This window comes from Mesorhizobium sp. M0047 (assembly GCF_040323315.1).
Classification (GTDB): domain Bacteria; phylum Pseudomonadota; class Alphaproteobacteria; order Rhizobiales; family Rhizobiaceae; genus Mesorhizobium.
Map to the genome: position 1 here is coordinate 66,078 of NZ_JAMYUW010000005.1, position 25,059 is coordinate 91,136.

Consider the following 25,059-nt stretch of genomic DNA (forward strand, 5'->3'; position numbering starts at 1 on the left):
CGCGAACGCCATTGAGGCCGGCCGCCAAAATCCTTTGCGCCTTTCTTTTAGGGTATGAACGGCTCCCGATCACGCCCCGTGGCACTGACGACATGGCGGGGACATCATCGCGAGCGTACCGGGCTCCGAGTGACCTGTTCACACGAACTGTCGTCGAAACTCGGCGGCCCTCATCGGGCGCTAACCACGCTTCCTCAACGCCCGGCTGATCTCGATGATCGATCGCCTTGTCGACGCTTTCTGGCAAGACGCGGGATCGTCGCTCCGCTCATGGTCGTGCGCGGCGACGGCGCGCTTATTACCGCTGAATTCGCTCGCTCCAGGCCGATCGAGACCATCCTGTCAGGACCCAGCGGCAAGCGTGGTGGAGCGCGGTACATGATAGCCTAGATGAGGCAGTGGTGTCCGACATCGGCGGCACCACCACCGACATCGCCGTTCTCGACGGCGGCCGCCTGCGGCTCGATCCGGAAGGCGCCACCGTCGGCGGAATGCGAACCATGGTGGAAGCCGTCGCCATGCCCACCTTTGGCCTCGGAGGAGATTCGGAAGTCTCGCTCCATGAGCGGTCGCTGACTTCGACGATCGTCCTCGGGCCCCAGGCGAACGGGCCATGAACAGTGTCATCTACCTTATCGGCCTCGTCATTGTCGTGCTCGCGGTCCTCTCCTTTCAGTTCATCAGGTGAATTCGGCGACATTGGCCCCATCACCGAACCAGGTCTTCCGAACGTTTGCGAGGAACCAGAAAGCGATCAGCTTGTTTGGGCTAAGATGCCAACATGTTGGGTTACAGATCACTCAAAGGAGAACACGATGTCAGGCACGATCAAAGCGACGGCAGTCGCCGCGGCGCTGGCTATATGCGCCTTGCCAGCATTGGCCCAGTCGAGCGGGACGCCCGTGCCCGCAATCAAAGCACAGGATCATAGCCCCGGAGGATCACCTGAAGGCACAGGACCGAGCCAAGATTCGATGAGGGAAATGATGCGTCAGATGATGGACAAGATGATGCAAGAAAAGATGCACGAGGATCGGCGTTCGCAAGCAGAACGGGAAGGTGGCGACGGTGGGGGCGGAGAGCCCAGAATGGGCGGGCGTGAACGAGGGCGGATGGCCGAAAATCACGGTCGCATGGGAGCCAGGATGATGCATGGCGCAGGGATGCGAATGATGTTTGCCATCATAGATGCCGACGGCGATGGTTCGGTCTCACAGAGCGAAATGCAGGATTTCGTGGATCGCATATTCAATGCAGTGGACGAGAATGGCGACGGCCAAGTCGACATGGAGGAAATCCAGTCCTTCTTTCATGGCCCCGGCAATTGGGGTGCTGATTAGCCTTGAACACCCAGTTTGCGCCTAGAGTATTGGTCGGCCTGTCCTCTCGGCGGATGATCACCTTCAGTCCACGTCCGGCACTTCGCCATTAGTGAAAAAGTACGGACGGCGGTCCATAGTCGCCCAGCGCCGGATCAGCGTCACGACTCCATGCTATGATGCCGGCTTGACGGCGTACCATGCCGTCGACCTCGATATGCAAATTCGAATATGACCCAGATTCCAGGATCCCGTCGGTGTGGTTTATAGCAAGCGGCAGGCATTACGCGCGCAAAGCTGCTAAACGAATAGTCGAAATCTGGACGACCAAGACAAGTCCGCGCCCCTAAAATCAGTCAGTCCTCTCTAGGACTTTTCTGAAAGGATCGATTCAGCAGTCTTTTCGTCGGTGATCAGGACATCGACGACGCCAAGACGCAATACAGCGCGCAGCACCGGAACTTTTTCGAGTCCACCGGAAGGCAAGATCACCGTATCGATGTCACGCAAGTTTTGAGGTGCGAGGCCGATAACGCGCCGGTTGAGCGGGTGATCGACGAGTTGTCCGTCCGCATCGATCCAGTGGCCGCAGATATCGCCAACGGCGCCTGCGTGTTGGAGGGACGTGAGGTCATCCTCGCCCACCAGCCCGATGCGAAAAATCGTGGCGTCCTTGTGAACCGCGCCAACTGAAACAAAAGCGGCCTCGACAGCACGGGCATGTGTAAAGGCATCTTCCAGAATGGACTGGCGCATGAGCAGATCGCGCGTGGCCTCGGTATCCGTGAACACCGGGGCTGCGATGTAGAAACATTCGGCATCGAACAGCGCCGCAAGCCGAGAAGCCATATCATAAATGTTGATGGCCGACCCCCGCGTCAGGCCGCCGAGCAAAGAAACGATCGACATTCCTTTCACCGGGCGCACTGTCACAGACCGGAGGCTGAGCTGGAGCGTCCTCCCCCAACCCACGCCGACGGATATTCCGTCCCGGATTCTAGCCGACAGGGCTTCGCCCGCCGCGGCTGCAATGACCTGCGGTATCAAAGCGGGATCGGGAGGCGTTGGGACCACGATAGGATCAGAGACGCCATAGACGACCCGCAGCCGGTGCTCTAGATCTATGCAGCTGGCTACCTTGGAATTAATCCGAATCTGGACTATCCCCCGCTCGCGGGCAAGCGCCAGCATCCGATTGACGCGAAGGCGGGTTAGACCGAGAGACTTGGCGATTTGCGCCTGTGTGAGGTCACCCACATAGGCAAGCCAGGCGGCCCGGACAAGGAGCCCTTCCTCGCGATCGACGCTGACGGAATTCGCTAGGATCTGGCGGCCGTCGCGTTTCTTTCGTGGTGGTTTCTCCATCAAAAGTCCTCTCTACACGGGGCGCTACGATAGCCGAGTGGCTCGGCGGACCGTGCCATCGACGTGAAGCGCTTTGTGTATTCGCCTATCCACGATGAAAACTGTCGAAGGACAATACCAGCGGAGCGTCATGGCAAATTGCTTCGACTATGGCGGCCGTCAGCGGCAGGCGATCGCGAGGAAGTTTGCCCCGGCTCATCATTCTCTCCAATGTCGGGCCAAGATCCAGCGCCAGTTGCGCCCCCTCGACCGTGTCCGAACTCATATGGTCGCGCTTTGCCACGGAATAACGCAAGCCGCAGCCGAGCAAGCGTCCCATTCGACCGTTGCGGCCTGCCTGGCAGGTCACGTAAAGATCGCCGGAACCGGCCAATCCCCGCACGGTTGCGATTTTTCCGCCCAGGGCTTCGACAAGGATCGCCATTTCTTGGAGGGACTGCGAAAAAAGTGACGAGGCAAGATTGTGCATGAGTGCGCCGTTCGGCGCCTTGTTGTCGCGCTCAAGAAGCCCGACTGGAGCCCCAACTGCGAGCGTATAGAAATTCTTGAAAGCGGCGCAGATTTCAACCCCGGCGAGATCGGACGACGCCCGCGCATGATAGAAGGGGGCTCGCAGGAGGCGAGATGCCGCGGCAATACTGTCGGCGTCGTGCCCTGCCACCATCACAGAGGTATCGCGCTGGGCCGCCAGTTCTCCGGCAATACACGGTCCGCCCACTGCCATCACCGGCATCGACAAAGCGGTGCGCCGTTGAATTTCGCGGGCAACCACGTGTGGCAGGATGTCGATGCCATCGTCTCGCGCGGCGAGCCCCTTTGTAACCATCAAAATCGGCACGGGCGACGTGACACTCTCGGCGATACGGTCGATCGCCCAGGGAACGCCAGCCGACGAGACACCGAGCACAAGTAGATCGGGTCGGTCGCTCATCGCGTCAACGAATCCAGTCCAGGGGTAGGCGACAACGGCGGCTGGCAGAGTGACGTTGAGACGCGGATGGTGCCCTGTGCTGGCCACAGATGCAACGATCTCTTCATCAAGATGGGTCCCGACGAGGCTGATGCTGTTACCCGCGTGAGCGGCCGGAAGCGTCATGGCCGAGCCCATGACGCCGGCACCGAGGATGACGATCCGCGCCATTCAGTTTCTTCCCTTGTCCAGCCGTTCGCCGCTGCCTTGGTCAAACAGATGAATTCGGTCTGGCGCGGGCTCCAGATGGATTGTCGCCCCGGGAGAGAGCTCCATCCGGTTATGCAGTACCGAGCAGACCACGATGTCGCCCACGCTGGCGAAGATATGGATTTCAGGACCAGTCGGCTCGACAACAGTGACGGTCGCCCGGATGCCGCTCCCATCCGTCACAGGTCGAAGATGCTCGGGGCGGACGCCATAGACTACCTTTTGGCCCGGGCGGACCGCGGCCTTTGGTGGTAGCGGCAGGGCGAGGTCACCGATCCGCACCACCCCTGCGTCCCCTTCATCGGCCACCTCACCATGAAACATATTCATTGCAGGCGAGCCGATGAACGAGGCGACAAAGAGATTTTCCGGGCGATCATAGACGTCGAGCGGGCGCCCGATCTGTTCGATGTAGCCGTCTCGCATGATTACGATGACGTCGGCCATGGTCATCGCCTCGATCTGATCGTGCGTGACGTATACTGTCGTGGTCTTCAGCCGCTGGTGGAGCTCCTTGATTTCGGTCCGCATCTGCACGCGCAGTTTGGCATCGAGATTGGACAGCGGTTCGTCGAACAAGAACACGGTTGGATCGCGCACGATTGCGCGGCCCATGGCAACACGCTGCCGCTGACCGCCGGAAAGCTGGCGAGGATACCGTTCCAGGTAGGGAGTCAGATTGAGAACTGACGCGGCCCATCCTACCTTCTGTTTGATCTCTTCCTTAGGTCGTTTCTTCAACTGCATGGAAAAGGCCATATTGTCGAAAACCGTCATGTGCGCATAAAGCGCGTAATTCTGGAACACCATCGCGATGTTGCGATCCTTGGGATGAAGGGTATTGACGACATGGTCGCCTATGGCGATGCGACCGGATGTGATGGGCTCAAGACCGGCAATCATGCGCAACAGGGTGGACTTGCCGCATCCGGAGGGGCCTAACAGGACGACGAACTGGCCATCTTCGATCGAAAGGTCGAGTCCATGGATCACCTCTACGGCGCCATAGTCCTTCTTTATGTTGTTGATGGTTACAGACGCCATAAATTGCTACCCTTCAATTCCCTTGCCGTTCGTTTCCATTCGCCATGCGAGCCACTGGGACGATGCAAATGCGGTCTCACCGTTCGCTCTGCAGAAATTCTTCCAGGAGATCTGCATCGGCCGCCAAATTGACAAAGGACCAGCGGCCTCGGATTTCTCGCGAACAGCGGATGGCGTCGTGCCAAAGCTCTCGTGGCAGGCCTAATTCGGCGCCGGTGACCGGGCCTCCAGCAGCCTTGAGCGCTGCCTCCATGCGGGCGACCGGCATAGCCATCGGCCGAAGCTCCCGGCGCAGAGCCGGCCAGATTTCCTCAAGCTTCCGGTTGAAAGCTTCTGTCTCTTTGTGGTCGAGTGCTGTCTTCCTCATTTCGGCTATACAAAGCGGTCCAAGTTGCGCACCGTAGCGTACCAGCATCGCCGCCTCATCGATGGGCGTCGGCTTTGCCCGAGGGGGCTCTTCCATGTCCAGCAGCATCGCTTGCAGCCGCGCCATGACCAGCGATGCCACGCCAACCTGCTGACCATGGGTCGTACCGGGATGATGCTCTCGCGCGAACATGTCGACCCAATGGGAGATTTGGTGCTCCCCCATGGAGCCGGGGTGCGAAACGCCCGCGAAGCAGACTCCCATCGAGCAAAGCGTCAACACGCGCTGGAGATGCCCGACGGCGGTGAGATCATGCGACGCCAGGCCAGACGCGTGGGCTAGCATCGGCTCCTCGTCGCCGGCCTGCAGCCGATAGGGCACGTCGGAGTAATAGGTCCCGAAAAGCCGATGCGAAGCCCACCAGTCGACCTGCGCGGTGGACCGGCAGAGGCTGTCGCCAAGGCCAGCAGCACTGAGCCAGCTTGGCGCTGCCGCCGACACACCTAGGTCCAGGAAGATGCCGCGCGGGGCGTGCGAGGGCAGCGAGATCTTGAGCCCTGAAGCCAACGTCACCGACGCAGTCGAGGCGCCGTAGCCATTCATCGACGCTGCGGTTCCGAAGACCGCATAGGTCCGGCCGTCGAGGAAGGTTGCGTGCTTGCAGCTGTCGTTGAGGACTCCAGACCCGACGGCAACGATGCCGTCGGCGTGACGCGTTTTCTCCCTGACCAACTCGATCGTCGTTTCTTCGCAGTCGAGGCCGTCGGGAAGCACGATTGCGTCAATATCGGCTACACTGCGCAGCGCCTTAGCGACGCGTCGCCCCATTACTTCGAAAGTGTTGACATCGGACACGACAGCAATCCGGCTGCCCAGCGCCAGAGGCGCGATGAGATCCGCCTCGCGGCCTTCAGTCGTCTCCAGCAATTCGATCGTCTGGAAGGGCAGGTCAGCGGCCGCGCCTGTCTCAGGATCCTTCCAGCGTCCTGCGACAACATCCTCGATCAGGGCGTTCCAGTTGATCGTCTCAGCCACCATCAGCCTCCGTGAAAGCCGCCAGTCGCTGGTTCCAGGCCGAAATCGTCGGCCAAAGATCGGCGTGAATCGCAAGAAGTTCGGCATACCGGCCGGCATGGACTGCATTGGGTTCGAAAGATTTGGCGGATTCGCTGGCCATTGCGAGGGAAGCTTCGGAGATGGTGGAAAACCAGCCCACCCCCTTTGCCGCTGCCATTGCCGCGCCGAGCGAGGAGGCTTCCACGGTCGTCGAACGCTTTACGCGACGGTCGAGTGCATCTGCCAGAATCTGCATCCACAGGTCGGACTTCGCTCCTCCGCCGATCGCTATAAAGTAGTCGATGTCCTGGTGGGCGGCGGCAGCGGCCCGCTGACTTGTAGCTGCCTGATGGAGCGCTATGCCTTCCAGCACTGCGCGATAGATGTCGCCGCGGCGGCTCGAGCCGGAAAGCCCGGCAATCACACCGCGAGCGCCGCTGTTCCAATGGGGATCCATGACGCCTTGCCAGTAGGGCAACAGCATTATGCCGCCAGCGCCGATCGGGCTGGCTGCGGCCTCGGCCTCAAGCGCCTCCAGCTCGCCGTTGCAGCCATGCAGATCGACGCCCAGCATTTCGCGCGCCATCCAGTCGACGAGGAAAGTGCCGGCGCGCAGACACGTCTCGTAGATGTAGCCATCCTCAGCGATGGCATTTTCGGTGCGGAAGGCCGGATCACAGACATACTCGGTGCCGAAGCTTCCCGAGACGACCGCTGTGCCAAGATTGATGTAAGCGCTTCCCTGCTGCAACACACCGGCGCCCGTTCCGGCGCATTGACCGTCGCCGCCGCCAGCCACGATCGGCGTCCCCTCCCGCAAGCCTGTCAGCGTGGCGGCTGCCTGAGTTACCTGGCCCACAACCGTCCCTGGCCGAGCCAAGTCCAGCATCATCCGCCGGGCGACGCCTGCCGCTTCCAGTATCTCGTTCGACCAGTCGATTGCGCGCATGTCAAGCACACCCATCGGGTCCGCCGAGGCAGTCGATGTTACCCATCGGCCGCTCAGGCGAAAAACGAGATAGCCATGAACTTCGGCCATTCGCTCCACCCGGGCAAAGATCTCGGGCTGCTCCTCGCGAAACCAGATCATGCGATAAAGGCAAGGAATGACGTCCAGCGGCTTGCCGGATATCGCGTGGACGCGCGCCGCGCCGAAAGCCTCACCGAAGCGGCGTGCTTTCTGGCGAGCCCGCTCGTCCAGCCAGAGTGTCGCGGGCCGGAGCGCTTCGCCCTGTTCGTCGAAAAGGCCAAAGGTCTCGCGCTGGTTGGAAATGGCTAGGGCGGCAATGCGCCTTGGCGAAACTGTTGCAGTTACGGTGCGCAGCGCTGCAACCGCCGAAGCCCACCACTGGGCCGGGTCCTGCTCGAAATACCCCGAGCGCGGGTTGGACATTGCTATCGGCGCGCGACCCTCCCCCACGCTGCGTCCATTGCGGTCCCAGGCAATTGCCTTGGTTGCCGAGGTCGAGGAATCAATGCCGATGACGAGATCCGGAGCCATTGCCGCCACATTGCCAAGGGCGAGGGCGGTCGAAACCGCCATCGCCGAAATAGCCCAATTACGCCATTAAAGCCCCGCGTCCTTGACCTTACCGTCGACAATGTGGGCGATGGCATCGAGGCATGCCTTGGCGTCCCCACCATAGTCCTGACCAGTCAGCAGCTTGCCGAGTTCGACCGGGATGTCATTGTTCGACAGATCCGCCCAGATGGGCATGTCCGGCTCAGATCCCATCTGATTGTCGATTGTGTATTTGATCGCCTCGAAATGGCGTGTTGTTCCTGGTCCAACCACGGCCTTCGCCTTGACCCGAGGATCCGTGAAGGAGGAATTGCGCATCGGCGAGGCGCCGCCGCCAAGCGTCGAGACCCGCGCCATCACGTCCTTCGAGCAGACCCACTGCATAAACAACCAAGCCGCTTCCTTGTTCTTGGAATATTGCGACAGGGAAATCGTCGAGCCGCCCTGATGACCGACGGCCGGGATTTCGTTGAAGCCGCAATCCGCGGTGGCGCGGCGGCCGGGAACCTCCTTGGGCGCAGGCAAGGCCTCGAATAGGCCTTTGACCTTGGAATCGTTGGCATCGAAACCGGGGAAATCCTCGCCCCAGGTGATTGCCATGGCGGCCTGCCCCTGTGTCAGGGCCTGCCCCTGTCCATCCCAGGTCCATGTCGTTGCCGACGGTGGCGAGTTCTTGACCAGTTCCTGGTAGAATTTCAGCCCAGCTATGCCGCGCTCATCGTTGCCGACGAACTTCTTATCCTTGTTGAAAATCGAACCGCCATGACCCCAAAGTGCGAAGGTCCAGTCGCATTCGAGCGAATAATGGCCGGACTTCGCCTGGCATGCGGTGCCAAAGATGCCATTGCCCTTTTCCGCCTCAGTCAGCGCCTGCACGGCCTTGAGATAGGCGTCGAGGTCTGTCGGCAAGGCGATATTATGCTTGTCGAAAAGGTCTTTGCGATACATCAGGATGAAGATCGGAATATCGAAGGGAATTCCGCACTGTTTGCCATTGTACATGGCGATACCGTCGACCAGCGGCTTGGAGAAATCGTCCCAGTCGAAATTGGGCATCGCCAGCGCTTTGTTCTGGTCGTAATACTCGCGCGGATCGATGACATCCTGTGCAAATGTCGCCATCCAGGACTGGTCAAGATAGTAGACATCATAGGTGCCCAGCTGGCCTTGCACGTCCTGCGTGGCCTTGGCGAGAACCTGCTCTAGCGGCACGATCTCGACCTCGACCTCAATGCCGGTTGCTTTCGTGAATTCACCCGCGACAAGTTGGTTAGCGACGATCGTGGGCGGCGTTGCTTCCGAGGTGTAGCGAATTTTCGTGCCGGCATATGGCTTACCGACATCGGCCAGCCACTTCAGCATGTCCGTGTCCTGGGCCCGGGCCTCCTCGACCCCGAAGCCCAGCATCCCTCGATTGGGGCGACCGCCACCCAGCATAGCCGATCCGAAGGCGGAAAAGCCAATGCCCGCCAGCGCCATCTTCCTCATGAAGTCGCGTTTGGTTATTCGACGCGCTGTAAAGTCGTTGCAGGTATCGGCGACGAATGTCTTCTTGTCGTGGTCTCTGAAGCTCATGATCGTTCCTCCGTTGCGTTTGTCGTCGTTCTTCTCGTCCGGCCTTACTCCTTGAGAGATCCAAGGGTCAGGCCGCGGACCAGATGCCGTTGAACCAGCAGGATAAAGATGAAGCTCGGTATGATCGCAGACGTGCCGAGTGCTGTGATGTAGCCCCATTCGGTGGCCGTCGAAGTCACAAACGTCGAGATCTTCACCGGGACAGTGCGGATCGACGTTGTCAGGAACAGCGACAGCAGGAACTCGGTCCATGAAAAGATGAAACATAGTACGGCGGTCGCGGCGACGCCGCCCTTCACCATAGGAAGGACTACGCGTCCGAACGTCTGCCAGCGCGTCGCACCGTCAATCAGTGCCGCCTCGTCAACCTCGCGTGGAACATCGTCGAAGAACGACTTCAAAAGCAAAACCGCCAGCGGCAGATTGATCAAGCTGTGGACGAGGATGAGCCCAGTATAAGTATCGCGCAGGCCGAGATCCCGGAACATGAAAACGATCGGTATGACGATCGCGATAGGCGGCATAAAGCGCTGCGAGAGGATCCAGAACAGGAACGACTGCTGCCCGCTGAACTGCATTCGCGACAGGCAATAGGCAGCCAGCGTCGCCAGGACCAGTGTCAGTGCCGTCGACCCGACCGCTATGATCGCGCTGGCGAGCAGCGACTGGCGGGAATCGTAAGAACTGGCGCCTCCCTTTATTACTCCGGCCGCCTCGCCCCCCTGTTCCATGCCGATATCGACTCGCGACACGCCGAGCAGCGTCACGCGGTAATTGTCCGGCGTCGGTTTGAAGCCGATGTAGACCGGTCCACTGCGGTCGAAGATCGCCGAATAGGGTTTGATGGAGGACAGCGCCCACCACGCGATCGGGAACATGAAGATCGCAACCACCAACACGGCGAGCAGGTCACGTGCGATCATCTGGGCGCGGGAGGGCTCCATCAGAACCTTACCTTGAAAAGCCTGACGAAGAGGTTCGACACTCCGATGAGGACGACGAGCACGATCAGCGACAAGGTCGCGGCGTAGGGAAAATCTCCCGTGAAATAGATCCGGCCTGCGTAGAACGAGAGCGTCTCGGTAGCCGTGCCCGGCCCGCCGGCACTGATGATGTAGACGTAGTCGTAGATTCGAAAAAGATCGACGCCGCGGATCAGCACCGCGACTGCAATCACCTTGCGCAGCATCGGCAGTGTAAGTCGCAAGAATGTCTGGATCCCACTGGCGCCATCGATCGCCGCGGCTTCGAAAGGCTCCTTCGGCAGCGCCCGCAGGCCCGCCAGTATGATGAGCACCATGAACGGCGTCCATTGCCATATGTCCGCCAGCAGGATCGCCAGCAATGCGGTTACCGGCTGGGTCAAGATCGGCTGTGCCGGCGAGATCAGGTTGAGGGCATAGAGATAGAACGACAGGACACCGAAAGAGCCGTCCTGCATCAGCAGGAACATCATTCCGGTAACCGCAGGCGGCACGACCAGCGGCAGTGTCATCAGCGCCCGCAGGATCCCGTACCCCTTGCGATCGGTATCAAGCAGGAGGGCGATGAGGATGCCGAGTGCAAGCTGAACCGCAAGCGCGATGAATGTATAGATCAGTGTCGTTTCCAACGCATCCCACATGCGCGTATCCGAAAATGCGCGTGCCCACTGGTGGAATCCGGCAAAATCAAGCTGCCGCGATACGACATTGCGTTTGTGAAAGGACAGCCAGACCGAATAGGCGAGAGGATAGATGCCGAAAACGAGAAGCATCACCGTGATCGGTGCCAGCCAGGGAAACGGATGCTCGGCCGTCATGAACCGGGGCAGGGCCCACCCGGACCTCTCTGGGGTGAGAGTCGCGGTGCTCACGCGCAAATCTCCGCTGGGTGACAGAGATGCATCGGCCTTCTCCCTACCGGCCAGATCGTGCCAACTTGAACTTTTGTAAGTTTGTTGTGCCTTTTGTTAAGGTAGCGTGTGGGACGGCCGTCGATTTGTCAAGATGGGTTTGAGCGGCGCCCGCAGGAGTTGATCCGCACGTTGACTATCAGGGGCAAACATGAACTGTTCTCCAAGCCAAGGGGATTAGGCAAGCTTGTCGGCGAATGCCGACAAACCCCTATGTGGTCACGCGGCCGCGCAGCCATGCAGGCCCGATGCCATCACCCGTCTCCGCCGCCAAAGTGTGACGACCGCGCGAGGCGTCAAGAAGACTTGAGAGCAGCCAGGCTCACATTAATCTGGCAGGGTGATCTGAAGTTTCACGTCGGCCGGCCGGCCTTCGACCGCACGGTTGAAGGCCGCGATAGAGTCCTCGAAGGCAAAGGTCGCCGAAATGAGTGGCTTTAAGTCGACCCGTCCCGACGCCATAAGAGCAATCGCCCGCTCATACTGATGGGCATAGCGGAACACAGTCTCGATACGGACTTCCTTGGTCGAAGCGGTCGCGATGTCGAATGGGACCGGCGCCACCGGCAGGCCGACGACCACCACAGCGCCACCGGGCCTCGGCAGGTCAAGAAGCGTCTCCCACGCCTTGGGCGAGCCGGAGCATTCGAACACGACGTCGGCGCCCCAGCCGTTGGTCAAGTGCTTGACCTCCCTCATCAGGTCCTCTTCTCGAAGATTGACCGGGATCACCCCCTGATAACCGGCGGCGATTTCGAGCTTGGGTTGCGCAAAATCGGCGATAATTGCCCGGGAACATCCCCCGGCAAGGGCAGCGATCGCGACCATAGTGCCAATTGGTCCGGCGCCAAGCACAACAGCTGTATCGCCTGGGCTGATTTTCGCTTTTGTCGCCGCCTGCATCCCCACGGCGAAAGGCTCCACCATCGCGCCTTCGCCGAAGCTGATACTGTCGGGTATCTTGAAGGTGTAGTTGGCGGGATGAACGACATGGGCCGTCAGCACCCCATGGACAGGAGGCGTTGCCCAGAACCTTACGGCAGGATCTATATTATAGAGGCCAAGCCGGCTCGCCCGCGAATTCGGGTCGGGGATGCCCGGCTCCATGCAAACGCGGTCGCCGATCTCCAGGTGCTCGACGCCTTCGCCAATTTCGACAATCGTCCCGGCGGCTTCATGCCCCAGAACCATAGGTGCTTCGACGACAAACGGGCCAATGCGGCCGTGGGTATAGTAGTGGACGTCCGAGCCGCAAACCCCGACGGTGTGGATCTTGATCCGGACCTGGCCCTGGCCGACGGTCTGGGGCAGATCTATGTCACGCAGCTTAAGCTCGTGCTGGCGTTCAAGGACAAGGGCGCGAACTTTGGTCATTATCATCTCCTCCTTCAAAACTGGCTGCCGTGTTTCGAAACGCAAGCCCTAGCCAGCTGAAATTTTCATTTCACAGTCTATCGGACCCTTCTCGTCAGCGTCGATGTGGGGGAGCTTGGCCGAACTTTGGAGAAATTTGCCAGTCCAGGGCGCAGAGCGGCCTCGAGCGGCCTGGGACCTCTCGTTTTATTTTCAGTTCTTTGGTTCGGCTAGAATGTGTCGGTCATCAGAGTGGTCCGCTAGCTCCTCGAGGTAGGCCCTGAGTGTACGTGGCTCGTTATCGAGGATCGCCCGCAGCGTCAGCGGGTTTCCGAGCAGATCATGTTGGTCGTAGTGCTCGAACATCCTTCTCTCGGCCTGCGGGACTTCGCTGAGGACATCAACGTCGCGCCGCTCCTTGATCTCGCGCCCCAGCACTTCGCTCATGAGCGCGACAACGCGCTTGCGATCCCAATAACCGGGAGCACAGAGCTCGAATGTACCGTAAAGCAGTCGATCATCCGTCAATGCGATCGCTGCACTTTCGGCAACGTCGCGATAGTCGACGAGAGAGAATCGGGTGTCTGCCGACCACGGCTCAGCCAATAAACGCTGCTTCATTACCGTGGGCCAGAAGGCTGCGTAATTCTGATAAAACCGGGCTGGATGGAGGAATGTATATTCCATCCCCGAATTGAGGATGGCGTCTTCTACCGGCGCCTTGGCGGTGTGATTGCTGAGAGCCGACAGGACCGGATGGATCACGGCTGAGAACACGAAGCGGCGTACGCGAGCACGAACTGCAGCGTCAACCAAACGCATTCCTAGGTCGGCTTCGTCCGGCATGAAGGCGGGGGCGATATAGAATACAGAGTGCACGCCATTAAGCGCCGCGTCGAGTTTCTCCTGGTCATGGAGATCGCCGATCGCGACCTCGGCTGCGCCGTGGCTTCGCGCGCGATCGGCATCCCCGGGCTTGTGGACGAAACCGCGTATTCTCGCGCCGCGCTTTGCGAGCGCCGGAACGACATAGCCGCCGAATCTGCCGGCTGCACCGATCGCAAGGATCATCATCTAACTCCCTCGCAGTCAGGTGGTAAGTAACTTGCTCGATCTGGTTTTCCTGAGCAAAGGTAACGGTCGCGATGCGAAGCAGTTCCAACCAAGGCCCACCTGACTGGCGCTACGCGAATTGAAGAGTGAATGGCCGAGGATCTCTACGCGCTATTCGAAGGTCCACGGTTTCAACGTGTGTCTGGTCAAACGAAGCTGCGGCGGGACGGCCAGATTGTCACAGACATCGCCGCAGCAATTTTCGATTTTCAAGAGCCGGTTTGAGAACTGCTGACGACAGAGAAGGCAGCCAGAAAATCTGGGCTTTGCGCGTGCTGTGGCCGACCGCGTGATCTTCATGGAAGCCGGTCAGATTTTCGAGGAAGGCAGTCAAGACAGCTTCTTCGGCAATCCCCAACATGCCCGGACCAAGCAGTTTTTGAGCCAGATACCAAACACTAGATCAAGCGCAGTGCGCCTCGCGCTCGACCGTGGGCATGCCAAAAAGCCACCTAAGGTCCGGCCGCGCAATGTCGCCACACCGTTGACACGCGGTTATCTATTCGGGCCACTGTTCGGCCTATCAGGTGTCTCCGACATCCGGCCTGGGGAATAGGACTTTCTGCCGATCAGCGGGCTTTTCGGATAGGTCCGTCGGAGAACGAAGTGGAGAAATTGATGCGGAACCTTATACTGGCCTTCGCGGCACTTGTCCTAGCCGCGTGCCAATCGGCTCCAGAACCGCCACAATCCGCCGTTGTTGAACCTGTGTGGGATCCTGCTACCATTCCATCCCAACCCGCGTTGGATCCTGCCTCTGTTCCTCCTGGCTCGGCGATTATGGATCAATCCGTGACAATCACTCCTCCCGCAAAGGGCGTTCCAACAAAGTACGCTGCTTTTTCGGGCAATTGGGCCGGACGATTGGAAGGTACATATGAAGGTAAACTGGCTGTTCAATCTGTTTCTTCGAACGGAGAGGTCACGGTCACCTATGCGTGGGGAATTCTGGGCGATAACAATCCGGGAGAGGCCGCAGGCGCAGGAAAAATTGTAGGGACTACGTTGAAGCTTGGGCGCCTCCCGAATGGCGCGGACGTCAGTTTTATGATGATGCCCGACGGAACTCTGGCCGGAACCTATACGCTCGCCGGCCAGACCTACACCGGCCTGTTCATCAGGCAATGATCAAAGAAGATACGGTCGCGCTCCTCCGGTCTTGATCCGCTCCCAATAGCGGCCCTTCAAATGCTCCGATGCCTTTGCGTCATAACCGCTGCGCTCAAGGAGGGTGGCGGCCCCGAGCCGCGGCATTCCCAGAACAAAGGCGGAAAGGAAGCGCGCCTGACCGCCCAGATCCTAAAACACGCCACCAATGCCTATGCCCCCACTAATGTCTGGAGGGGGGGCTGCGGGGCGTTGCGGGGCGGCCTGCGCGCGTTTCGCAGCCTTGCGGCTGGGACCGGTTTGCGAAAGGCCGTTATCCGACGCGACTTTGGCCGGCTTGGCCTTGACGATGACCGGCTGCTTGCAGATTCTGCCGGAACGCAAAAAGAGATCGCCGAGCAGTCCGACGGTCGGCTCGGTCGTCGATGCGACCTGATTGGTATTTTTGTAATAGTCGGTGAGGGCGCGGATGGAGCCCGTGCCCCAATCGCCATCAACCTGCATGCGATAGCAACCCAGGCGGCGAAGTTCCGTCTGAATGCTGCGCGCAAGATCGCCCGCCTTGTCCTTTTGTGCTTCGCCCGCCGATGCGCCGACAATCAGGGTTTCGAGACCGGAGACGACGCTCTGGCGAGCGACTGCAACGCTGTCAGTTGGATACAGATTGGCGACCTGAGTGCCGACCGGCCCCGCTGAACCGCCTGACGGTGCAGGAATCTCGACCGACCGCAACGTCTGCCCGACGATGAGCACGGCGGTCTGCAGGTCGTTAGAGGCGAGCTCGATCTGCAGCTTCTTCTTGGCGTCGGGATCGGACAGTATGCGCGACAGGCTGGCGCTCAACTGCGCCGGATCGAGCATCTGCTGTTCGGTGAAATAAAATTGTTCACGCAGGTTCGACTGGTCCCATGGAACCTGGCGGCCGACGGTGAGCGCCTCGGTTTCGTTGCGGACGCGGATCATCATGTCCGAAATGCTCAAGCCGGGGATTTCGACATTTTTCAGAAGCGCAGTGGTGAACGGGCTGTTTTCGCCGGTACCGTCGACGGTGACGTTGCCGGGCTGGGTCGCGAAGGCGACAAACGTGTTTTCGCCGACCTCGACCTGGGCCAGACCGTTGATGTTGGCGCCGCTGCCCAGTGGATTGTTGCGGCAGGCATCAAGGAAGATGAAGGTCTGACGGTCGCGACTGGCGAATTTGGCGATCACGTCGTTCAGCTTGACGGCGTGCGCCGTCAGCTTGTCCAGGTTTTCCGGATCGGGCGTATCGATCGGCAGCAGGTAGTTTTCGCCTTGCACTTGCATGCCGTGACCAGCGTAGAAGATCAGCACGGCGCTGCTTTCGGGCAGCTTGGCCTCGGCGTCGCGGAAAAGCTTGGCGAATCCATCGGCGGTGAGATCGGTTCCGGTCAGAACCTCGAAATTCAGCCGCTTCAGGCTGTCGGACAGTTTCGTCGCGTCGTTCACCGCATTGGCGAGGTGCTCGAGACGCTTGCTCTGGTAGTTCGTGTTGCCGATGACGATCGCCAGCCGGTTGCGCGGCTGTGGCGAGGCGTTCTGCTCGACCGCGGCGCGAACGCCGACCGTGCTCAGGATCACGAAAAGCATGAGCAGAAGGATGCGTAAGAAGAATCCGTGGCGATGGGTCATATCGGCATGCTCGTTCCAGCCTGCGTCAAATCCTATTCCGGCAGCCTTCGAACGCACCACACGCAAACGCAATCCTGCCTGAGCGTCTGGACTCCGTGCCGCCAACGGCCAGCAAATTTTTATACCAAGTGTCATGTCAAAGATAGGAAAAAGGGGATTTGTATGCAGTCACTGGACTGTGGAGGACACGATGCCGATCAAGATCAACCTCGCCCTGCCGGTTTATGGAGCAGCCTACAAAAGCGTGTTCGTTCGCAGCCTCTTCGCGGCCCTGACCCACAACAGCCTGTCCAGCTACGCTTTCACGCTGTCGGAAATCGAGTACACGGATATCCCGTTTTCCCGGAACTATCTGCTGACGAACTTCTACTACAACAAGCCGGATTGCAGTCACATCCTGATGATCGACAGCGACATGGGCTTTTCGCCTGATCTGATCGCCGCGATGCTGGCGCTGGACAAACCGGTGGTCGGCTCGTTGTATCCCCGGCGCCTGGTCGATCTGCGAAAACTCCACTCACTGTCGACATTGCCCTTCGACAAGGCCTTCGCACAAAGCCTGGACTTCATCGGAACCGTCGTCGAACCCCGGCAAGAGATAGGGGGCTTTGTCCGGGTATCGTCATGCGGCGCGGGTATCTTTCTGGTCTCCCGCGACTGCGTGACGGCGATGATCGAGAAGTTGCCCGAGACGGTGGACCGGTCTCGTTACCGTAGGAACAAGTACACCGCTCAGTTCCAGAATTTCCTGACGCCGTTTACTAAGATCGTGACGCCGGAACTGGATTTGCCTGACGATTTTTCTTTCTGTTGCCGCTGGGCGGAACAGTGTGGCGGCGAAATCTGGGCAAGCTACGACCGCAAGATTGCTCATGCCGGAGACCTGACCGTTTCGGCAGCCTATTCTGATCTCTAAATGTGCCCTTTGAACGGTGATACACTGGGGTCAATAGTTCGCTTCGAGCTTTTCGATAGTGACCTTGTCGCCACAGCTGGCCTGATAGTCGCCCAACGGCGAACGCCGAACCATTGCCGTAGAGCAACACGCCGCGTACACTCTCGGCGAGGCAGGCCAACGAACCCCAATCCCATGGGTGGGGCCTATTTTAGTTTTTTGTGACGGTATCGATTTCTCGTAAAGTGGGGTCGAATGAGCGTGCCGCGCGAGGCCTATCAATTGGCGGGTGTTTCGTTGCTTGCGTTGGCGGCAGCGTCCACCTTCCAAATATCTGGCGCAGCGGCGTGCTCCGCCACTGCAAACGGCGACGGCGATCCGTTCCAGACGACATCGGTTACGGTGGAGTGCAGGACGGTCGGGGATTTTCAGGACATCGATGGCGTATTCACCACCCGGTTTAATGGGTTCCAGAACTCGTCGGAGATCAAGATCAATGACTACGATGGCAACGGCGACGACATCCTAAGGATTTTTGGGGGCGAGCTGACCGACGACGTGTCGACAACGCCCAGTGTAGGCGGGCTGCCCACGGATGGGTCGACCTCCTTGCAGCCGGCGGATGGGACGATCGAGCTCCTTGGCGGCAAAGACCAATTCGAGATGTTCTATGGGGATTACTTGGGCGAGCCGTTCGCCCCCAACGTCAGGGCCAATCTCGATACCGGGGCGGGCGATGACACCGTCGTCATCCAGGCCGGCAGCATTCAGGACATCAACCTTGGAGACGGCACCGACAGGGCCGCGATATCCGGCGGCGCCACGCAGGTCGGTGATGTGACCGGCGGCCTTGGGGACGACGAGATAACGGTCGGTATCCTCGAGACCGAGGAGGGCGTTTTTTACAGCGCGCCAACCGTCGGCGTCATCTACGGGGGCGACGGCAGCGATACCATCACCATTGCGGGAGGCAACGTTGCTGCAGTCGATGCCGAGGCCGGCGATGACAAGGTCAGCATAGGCGGCGATGCCGCGGTCGAACTCGATGTCGATGGCGCCTCCGGAAACGACACCATAACGGTTGGCGGCAACGCCACCATCGGCGGCAATATATTCGGCAACGATGGCAACGACACCGTCAACATCAACGGCGGAACCATCGGGACAACCACGACGCCGGGCCGCGTCGATCTCGCCGACGGCGCCGATATTTTCAACATGACCGCAGGTCACATAACCGGTTCGGTATTCGGCGAAGGTGGCGGCAACACCTATGACGTGAGCGGCGGTAGGATCGACGGTTCGATTTTCGCCGGCAGCCAGAACGACAACGTCACGGTCTCAGGCAGCGCCAGTATCGGCATCGACCTTGGCGAGAGTGGGAACGATACCGATTCTGTCGGCCTGGAGGATGGCGACGACAGCTTCTCGATGACCGGCGGCACACTCGGCGGCGCCGTGAGCGGCGGCGCCGGCAATGACACGATCGACTTCCGCGGCGGCACGATAAATGGTTTCATCGAAGGCAATGACGGCAACGACCGGATTTTCGTATCCGGCGGCATTCTCACCGATGAAATCATCGGTGACCTCGGCAACGATACGATCACCATCAGCGGCGGAACGATCGCCGGGCCGGTTTCCGGCAATGACGGTGATGACCATATCAGCATCTCAGGCGGCACCATTGGCACAGCCGCCGTGCCGACCCAGGTCGATCTCGGTACCGGGGTCAATACATTCGACATGAGCGGCGGCACGGTCAACGGATCTGTTTTCGGGGAAGGCGGCGTCAGCGGCGGCGCCGGCTTCGACAACGTCTCGGTCATCGGCGGCACCATTACTGGCGGCATCGAAGCCGAGCATGTTCATCTGTCAGGCGGCACGATCGGCGGTAACATCACTGGCCTCGGGCCCGACACGCTCGTCATCGACGGTATCGGCACGGTCGATCCGCTCAATCTGAGCAATGGCGTGCTGTTTAGTGGAACAAATGCCAATGGCACCGTCACCGGCACCGACCTCGCGGCCGGCGGCAAGAGCCAGAACTTTACGGGCTTCGACAATTTCTCGGCCGACGCTTCCACACTGCGTTTCAGCGGCGGCACGCAAGGCATCAACCAGCTCAACCTCGGCAACGGCTCGACGCTGTTCATCAACGGCAACGTCACCATGCCGGGTTCAATCATCGCGACCACGAGTTCGCTGATCGACATGCGCAATGGTGTCGCCAACGACGTGTTGACGCTCGGCGGCCTTACCCTCAACGGCGCCCGCATCGGCCTCGACATCAACCAGCAGACGGTGCAGTCGGATCAACTGGTCGCCGGCGCGTTCTCGGCCACCGGCGTCAATACAATCATCGTCAACCTGCTCGGCACGCCGCAATTCACCCAGGCGACCGATATCCCGCTCATTGTTTCGACGAACGGTCCGGTCACCGGGACGTTCAGCGTCGCAGGTGTTCCCGGCACGCCGGGCTCGCTTTTCACCTATCAGGTCGTAGCCGGCCCGAATGGCGGCTTGTTCCTGCGTGCCACGCCGGCCAATTTCGGCATTGCGGCGGCGCCCACCAGCGCCACCAACGCCGGCGCGGTCACCGTGGCAATCGACGCTCTCTACGGCATAAACCGCGACGCGCTCGATGCTGACCTCCACCTTTCGCCCGCATCCGGATCTGGAATGGTGCCGGTTTCGGAGAGCTTCGGGGTCTTTGCCTCCGGCCAGTTCGCCCATACCGAGCATGACGGCTACAACATCAGCGGCGGCGGCTTGAATGGACCCGGCCCGAGCTTCGATGCCAATGATTTTTCGGCCGCCATCAGTCTTGATTTCAATGCCGCCAAACACTTCCAGTTCGACAATGAGTATGGCCTGAACATCGGCGTTTTCGCCGGCTACGCCTCGACCGACGTCAGCCTCGGCGCGTTCCGGGGATTTGATGCCATAGGCGAAGGTACCAACAAGGCTGGCCTGTTCGGCGGCTACGTGTTGTTTCGCAAAAGCGTCGACTACGCGTTGGTCTCCGCCTCCGGCTTCATCGGCGGAAGCGACGTGACGAACGGCGTGCTCGGCACCACCGGCAGCTATGATACCAAGGGCTATGCGGTTACGGCATCGGTCGGCCACATCTTCAAGCTGGGCGAGCGCACCCGTTTCGACCTGCGCGGCGGCCTGCTTGGCGTTTCATTCCGCGGCGATCCCTATACAGACAGCGGCGGCAACGAGTTCGGCAAGAGCCAGCTTTCTTTTGGCGCGATCAAGCTCGAGCCCGGCATCTATGGCGATTACACGCTGAGCAACGGCATGGTGTTCAGCCCCTATGCGCGGGGCGAATTGCAGCAGCGTTTCGGCTACAAGAACACCACCGAACTCGACACCAGGGAAATCAACTTCGACGATGCGGATTTTTCCGCCGCGCTGTCGACCGGCTTCAATCTGAAAGTGTCGGACTCGACCACCGTCAACGGCGAAGTCCGTGGCAAGGCGTCTTCAGACAGTTCCACCATCGGCGCCAAGTTCGGATTGAAGATCGCCTTCTAGCCAGTGTGGCGTGGCCGGATTATGGACTGGCCAAGCACCTCCAGCCGAGACGCTCGCCAAGCGAGAGCAAGTGTTCTATGCTCTCCATCGGCACCGAGCAATTCCAGGAAAAGAGACGGTTTTCCGTCCGGAATTGCGTCAAAACAAACAGATGGAGCGGTTTGCCGTTTCCGTGAAAGCGTGAACTGCTCTAGGCAGGGGGGTTCCATGTTCGAAGTCGTCGGATTCTGCTGGAAAACACGGTCGAGAAGTCGGCTCGCCATAAACGCACTTGGCTTGATCGTTGCGCTGTCCGTGCTGCTTTTGCCCGGACTGGGAACCGCGAACGCACAGGCGAACTGGACGCTCGATCCCGCCGCGTCGGTGCTCACCTATCAGTCGGTCAAGAAGAACACGATCGTCGAAACAAACAAGATCAGGAATATTTCCGGCAGCCTTACTTCGGGAGGTGACGCCAAAGTCACCTTCGACCTCAATTCGGTCGATACGGGGGTCGATCTTCGCAATGTCCGCATGCGGTTCCTTTTCTTCGAGACATTCAAGTTTCCGTCCGCCGAACTGACCGCGAAGGTCGATCCCGCGGCGTTTGCCGACCTGCCGACCAAGCGACGTGTGAAGGCGGTGCTTCCGTTCCGTCTCAACTTGCACGGGGTCGACAAGAACCTTGAGGCCAACGTCGTGGTGACCATGATCAGTGATAACATGGTATCGGTCGCTTCGGAGGCTCCGGTCGCCGTGCATGTGGAGGACTTCGGGCTGTTGCCGAATGTCGACAAACTCCAGCAGGCGGCCAATGTGACCAACATTGTTCCGACCGCATCGGTGTCGTTCGATTTCGTGTTCACCGCCGACGGCAGCAAGCCGGCTGCTGTCCAGCCTGTTGCGGCGAAGACCGCCGACGTCGGACCCGTCGCCACCGATGCCGCGAAGACGAACTTCAGCGACGAGGAGTGCCTCAACCGGTTTGCGGTGCTGTCGCGCACCGGGGCTATCTACTTTCGAACGGCGAGCGCGCGGCTCGATACCCAAAGCCGCCCGCTGCTTGCGGAGGTCGTCGGTGTCGTTGGCAAGTGCCCGGGCCTGAAGGTCGAGGTTTCCGGACATACCGATTCCGATGGGTCGCCTGTCGAGAACAAGCGCTTGTCGGAGCGGAGGGCCGAGGCGGTTGCCGATGCCATTGTCGCCGCGGGCATTCCTCGCACGCAGATCGCGGCGACCGGCTACGGCGAGGAGCGGCCGGTTGCCGCCAACGACACGCCGAAGAACAAAGCGCTCAATCGGCGGATCGAGTTTTCCGCCACCAAGCTCGTCAACTGAGGAAGGATCCGTTGTCCCGGTGAGTTTCGATCTGATCGCCCATTGTGGTGGCCTTATGCGCGGCATCGGGCTTGCAGCACTGGCATTACTTTTGACTTTGTCGGCCGCCGATGCCGAACGCCGTGTCGCGTTGGTCCTTGGCAACTCCCAGTATCAGCATGCCCCGGCGCTGACCAATCCGGTACGCGATGCCCAGGCCATGGCCGAACGCCTGAAGAACCTGGACTTTGAAGTCGTTTCCGGCTTCGACCTGACCAAACTGCAGACCCAGACGACGATTGCGCAGTTCGCCAAGCAGGTTCGCGGCGCCGACATCGCCCTGTTCTTCTACGCCGGCCATGGGTTGCAGGTTTCAGGCAGCAACTACCTTCTTCCGATCGATGCAGCACTTGAGGACGAGACCTCGCTCGATTTTGAGGCGGTGCCTGTGGATTTCATCTTGCGGCAAATGTCACGCGAGACCAGCATAAGGCTGATTTTCCTCGACGCCTGCCGTGACAATCCGCTTGCCGATGTGTTGGCAAAGACCGCCGGCGTCAAGGGAGCAAGGAGCGGCCTTGCCGAAATTCCGATCGAGAATGGTGGCGCGGGCACGCTTGTCGCGTTCGCCACCAGTCCTGATCGGGTCGCCTATGACGGGTCGGGCGAACATTCGCCGTTTGCTTCGGCGCTGCTCGCGCATATCGGCGAAACGAATGTTTCCATCACCGAAGCGATGAACCGCGTTACCGCCGATGTCTTCAAGGCAACCGCCGGCAAACAGCGCCCCTGGACCAATGTCTCACTGACCACCGAGGTCGTCCTGCATAAGATCGATCTCAACGCGCCGCTGATCGTCGGCGAGGCGAGCGCTCAGCAACCGGAAGGCGGCTCGGATGGGCGCAACGCCACGGCAAATCCGGCCGGCCCCGGTGACGACGCCCAACTCGCACTCAATGTGCTTCGTCAGAAGATACCGAAGCTTGCCTCGGACGACCCCATCTTTTTCGACCACCCGATCAATTTTGGCGATCCGGAAATCGACGGCAGGAGCATTGCCGAGCTCATCAAGGGCAAGCCACGCTTCAGTCCGGTGGAGGGGCTCGACAAGTCGGTATGGGAAGGCAAGCATTGCGACGGCTGCCATCAGTGGAACGAGGCCCGGCTGTGCGAACAGGCGAAAAATTTCGCCTCCAACGATGTCTCTGTTTTGCGCCTGCAGCATCCGCTCGGAACACGCTTCAAGGTGGCGCTTGCCAAATGGGCTCAAGGCGGCTGCAAGTAACAGGGCGTTGATGGCATCCATCCAGTTTGTGCCGGGGTGAATGCTTTAATACGCATCCGCTGATTGGCGCAGCGCCTCGATCTCGGCCATCTGGATGCCCATTTCGACAAAGGCCGAAAGAACGGCAAACCGGTCGGCTAGCGCGACACGTGCCAGTCCGGTCAGAATCCCGGCATTGACCGCATGGGCGGCAGGAAATGGTTGCAGGGCCGATACCATCGTCGCGGCCCTGGCCGAACCATTGTCACGCCATCCCGCGGCCAGGACAATCCAGCCGACCGGCGTCGTTGGCTGTGTCGCCGCGGCCGCACTGACTGCTGCCCGATGATGCGGGCTGTCCGGTTCACCCACCCAGTCGCGGACAAGCGCGAGCAAACCGTGATCGGTCTCATCGAACAGGTCGGTCAGGTGGCTCAGGCATTCATGGGCCCACCAGACCGCGGCCCGCTCTGGAAGCAGATAGGCACAAAATGTAATCGCTTCCTCGGGAACGCGCCCGGCGAGGAGGTCGCGGCAGAACTCGATCGAGCGCTGGTCGGTTGGAAGGGCTCTCATGTCCCGGGCAACAGCAGGACAGGCCATGAAAAGATCCCGTGCCGTTTTGAACCGGAGCCCATTGGCCATGACCGCCACGCTTTCATCGAGGAGCTCTGGCCACTCAAGCCTCACGCGCGGCGCGGGTCAAGTCTCATCCTGTGACGCGCCGACAACTCGCGGCATTGTCGTGCCCTCAATGTTTTGTCGACAGACAGTTGCCTTGGAATTTGGTATGATCGCGATCATCGAAATCGGATTGCTCAAACAGGAGGAGCCGCTATGCAGTGGAGCAGTTCAGCTTTTGTGTTGGCGGTCGTGTTTTTCTCGACCCACGCTTCCGCCGATCCCGTTCAGAAATCAGAAGACATTGTGAAGTTTTTTGCCGGTGCGGCCGATCTGGGCAAGTCGCGAGGAATTTGTGTCGGCTCCGAGGAGGAGTGCAAAAGCCAGACCAAGTCAAATGACGCGCCAGCAGGAAAATCCAGCCTCGACATGCTGATCAATTTCGGGCTGGATTCGGCCGAGCTCGACACGACTGCGCGCGCTGAACTCACCGAATTCGCCAAGGCCCTGAAGGACAATCGGCTGCGCACGTTCAACTTCGTCGTCGAAGGCTACACCGACGCCACCGGCACCGTGCATTACAACGAAGGCCTGTCGCAGCGACGAGCGCAATCGGTGGCGACCTTCCTGACAGCCAGCGGGATTGAGACCGCGCGCATCAATGCGATCGGCATGGGCGAAAAAAATCCGCGCAGCCCAAACCCGTACGATCCCGTGAACCGCCGTGTGGAAATGCGGATAAAGACGGAATAAAGCCGGCAAAAGTGTGAAACGGTTTTCCGTCCGGATTGCGTTAAACAAACAGAGTGCGCGGTTCGGCGTTTCCATGAAACGCTCTGAAGCCTGTTCCATCCCGATGGGAATCGGGATGGGGATCATCAACAGTCCGAGACAC

General features: G+C 59.9%; 19 protein-coding genes and 2 pseudogenes. 9 read left to right on the plus strand and 12 right to left on the minus strand.

The genetic code is table 11. The features are described 5' to 3' along the window. Positions 1–108 precede the first annotated feature (108 nt). Both NKJ89_RS06405 and NKJ89_RS06410 read left to right on the plus strand, forming a co-directional pair. Positions 109–602 (plus strand): annotated as a pseudogene (locus tag NKJ89_RS06405) (hydantoinase/oxoprolinase family protein); the annotation flags it as partial. Positions 603–815: 213 nt separating this feature from the next. Next, entirely contained in the window at positions 816–1,340 is a 525-nt protein-coding gene (locus NKJ89_RS06410) for an EF-hand domain-containing protein (RefSeq protein ID WP_352600897.1), read from the plus strand. 345 nt (positions 1,341–1,685) lie between these two features. Here NKJ89_RS06410 and NKJ89_RS06415 read toward each other — a convergent pair whose 3' ends face one another. From NKJ89_RS06415 to NKJ89_RS06460, 10 genes are all read right to left on the minus strand, one after another. Next, entirely contained in the window at positions 1,686–2,684 is a 999-nt protein-coding gene (locus NKJ89_RS06415; protein WP_198032218.1) for a sugar-binding transcriptional regulator, read from the minus strand. 85 nt (positions 2,685–2,769) lie between these two features. Next, on the minus strand, positions 2,770–3,825 hold the full coding sequence (locus tag NKJ89_RS06420) for a hypothetical protein (RefSeq protein ID WP_023758891.1): 1,056 nt from the start codon (positions 3,823–3,825) through the stop codon (positions 2,770–2,772). Beyond that, the gene (locus tag NKJ89_RS06425; RefSeq protein ID WP_352600900.1) at positions 3,826–4,908 is read right to left on the minus strand and encodes an ABC transporter ATP-binding protein; all 1,083 of its coding nucleotides are present in this window, start codon (positions 4,906–4,908) and stop codon (positions 3,826–3,828) included. Positions 4,909–4,984: 76 nt separating this feature from the next. Next, positions 4,985–6,310, minus strand: coding sequence for an iron-containing alcohol dehydrogenase (locus NKJ89_RS06430; RefSeq protein WP_245266572.1), 1,326 nt, complete (start codon positions 6,308–6,310; stop codon positions 4,985–4,987). Next, a complete protein-coding gene (locus NKJ89_RS06435; RefSeq protein WP_352600902.1) occupies positions 6,303–7,874 on the minus strand; it encodes an FGGY-family carbohydrate kinase in 1,572 nt (523 codons plus the stop codon). Before NKJ89_RS06435 ends, NKJ89_RS06430 begins: the two co-directional genes overlap by 8 nt. Before the next feature lie 24 nt (positions 7,875–7,898). Further along, positions 7,899–9,428, minus strand: a complete 1,530-nt coding sequence (locus NKJ89_RS06440; RefSeq protein WP_023758887.1) for an ABC transporter substrate-binding protein — start codon at positions 9,426–9,428, stop codon at positions 7,899–7,901. A 44-nt stretch (positions 9,429–9,472) separates the two neighbouring features. Next, positions 9,473–10,372: a carbohydrate ABC transporter permease gene (locus tag NKJ89_RS06445; protein ID WP_023758886.1), complete on the minus strand. Its 900-nt coding sequence runs from the start codon at positions 10,370–10,372 to the stop codon at positions 9,473–9,475. Beyond that, entirely contained in the window at positions 10,372–11,283 is a 912-nt protein-coding gene (locus tag NKJ89_RS06450) for a carbohydrate ABC transporter permease (protein ID WP_352600905.1), read from the minus strand. Before NKJ89_RS06450 ends, NKJ89_RS06445 begins: the two co-directional genes overlap by 1 nt. A 366-nt stretch (positions 11,284–11,649) precedes the next feature. Then, positions 11,650–12,696, minus strand: a complete 1,047-nt coding sequence (locus NKJ89_RS06455; protein ID WP_352600907.1) for an NAD(P)-dependent alcohol dehydrogenase — start codon at positions 12,694–12,696, stop codon at positions 11,650–11,652. 192 nt (positions 12,697–12,888) lie between these two features. Beyond that, on the minus strand, positions 12,889–13,746 hold the full coding sequence (locus tag NKJ89_RS06460) for an NmrA family NAD(P)-binding protein (protein ID WP_352600909.1): 858 nt from the start codon (positions 13,744–13,746) through the stop codon (positions 12,889–12,891). Positions 13,747–14,047: 301 nt separating this feature from the next. Here NKJ89_RS06460 and glnQ point away from each other — a divergent pair. Together glnQ and NKJ89_RS06470 are read left to right on the plus strand one after the other, a co-directional pair. Further along, positions 14,048–14,179, plus strand: a pseudogene (glnQ, locus tag NKJ89_RS06465) (glutamine ABC transporter ATP-binding protein GlnQ); the annotation flags it as partial. Between the two features lie 215 nt (positions 14,180–14,394). Beyond that, the gene (locus NKJ89_RS06470; protein WP_352600911.1) at positions 14,395–14,916 is read left to right on the plus strand and encodes a hypothetical protein; all 522 of its coding nucleotides are present in this window, start codon (positions 14,395–14,397) and stop codon (positions 14,914–14,916) included. Between the two features lie 171 nt (positions 14,917–15,087). Here NKJ89_RS06470 and NKJ89_RS06475 read toward each other — a convergent pair whose 3' ends face one another. Then, positions 15,088–16,680 carry a caspase family protein gene (locus NKJ89_RS06475; RefSeq protein WP_352600913.1) on the minus strand — a complete coding sequence of 531 codons (1,593 nt, stop codon included), beginning with the start codon at positions 16,678–16,680 and terminating at the stop codon, positions 15,088–15,090. 55 nt (positions 16,681–16,735) lie between these two features. Here NKJ89_RS06475 and NKJ89_RS06480 point away from each other — a divergent pair, with 55 nt between their 5' ends. The 4 genes from NKJ89_RS06480 (at position 16,736) to NKJ89_RS06495 (ending at position 23,564) form a co-directional block, all read left to right on the plus strand. After that, positions 16,736–17,461 carry a hypothetical protein gene (locus tag NKJ89_RS06480; protein ID WP_352600915.1) on the plus strand — a complete coding sequence of 242 codons (726 nt, stop codon included), beginning with the start codon at positions 16,736–16,738 and terminating at the stop codon, positions 17,459–17,461. 234 nt (positions 17,462–17,695) lie between these two features. Next, complete coding sequence (locus tag NKJ89_RS06485) at positions 17,696–20,983, plus strand: autotransporter (protein ID WP_352600917.1); 3,288 nt, start codon at positions 17,696–17,698, stop codon at positions 20,981–20,983. Positions 20,984–21,190: 207 nt separating this feature from the next. After that, positions 21,191–22,300, plus strand: coding sequence for an OmpA family protein (locus NKJ89_RS06490; protein ID WP_352600919.1), 1,110 nt, complete (start codon positions 21,191–21,193; stop codon positions 22,298–22,300). A 19-nt stretch (positions 22,301–22,319) separates the two neighbouring features. Further along, a complete protein-coding gene (locus NKJ89_RS06495) occupies positions 22,320–23,564 on the plus strand; it encodes a caspase family protein (protein WP_352600921.1) in 1,245 nt (414 codons plus the stop codon). Positions 23,565–23,609: 45 nt separating this feature from the next. Here NKJ89_RS06495 and NKJ89_RS06500 read toward each other — a convergent pair whose 3' ends face one another. Next, entirely contained in the window at positions 23,610–24,188 is a 579-nt protein-coding gene (locus NKJ89_RS06500) for a DUF6931 family protein (RefSeq protein ID WP_352601145.1), read from the minus strand. Positions 24,189–24,380: 192 nt separating this feature from the next. Here NKJ89_RS06500 and NKJ89_RS06505 point away from each other — a divergent pair, with 192 nt between their 5' ends. Next, entirely contained in the window at positions 24,381–24,917 is a 537-nt protein-coding gene (locus tag NKJ89_RS06505) for an OmpA family protein (RefSeq protein ID WP_352600923.1), read from the plus strand. Positions 24,918–25,059: the final 142 nt, after the last annotated feature.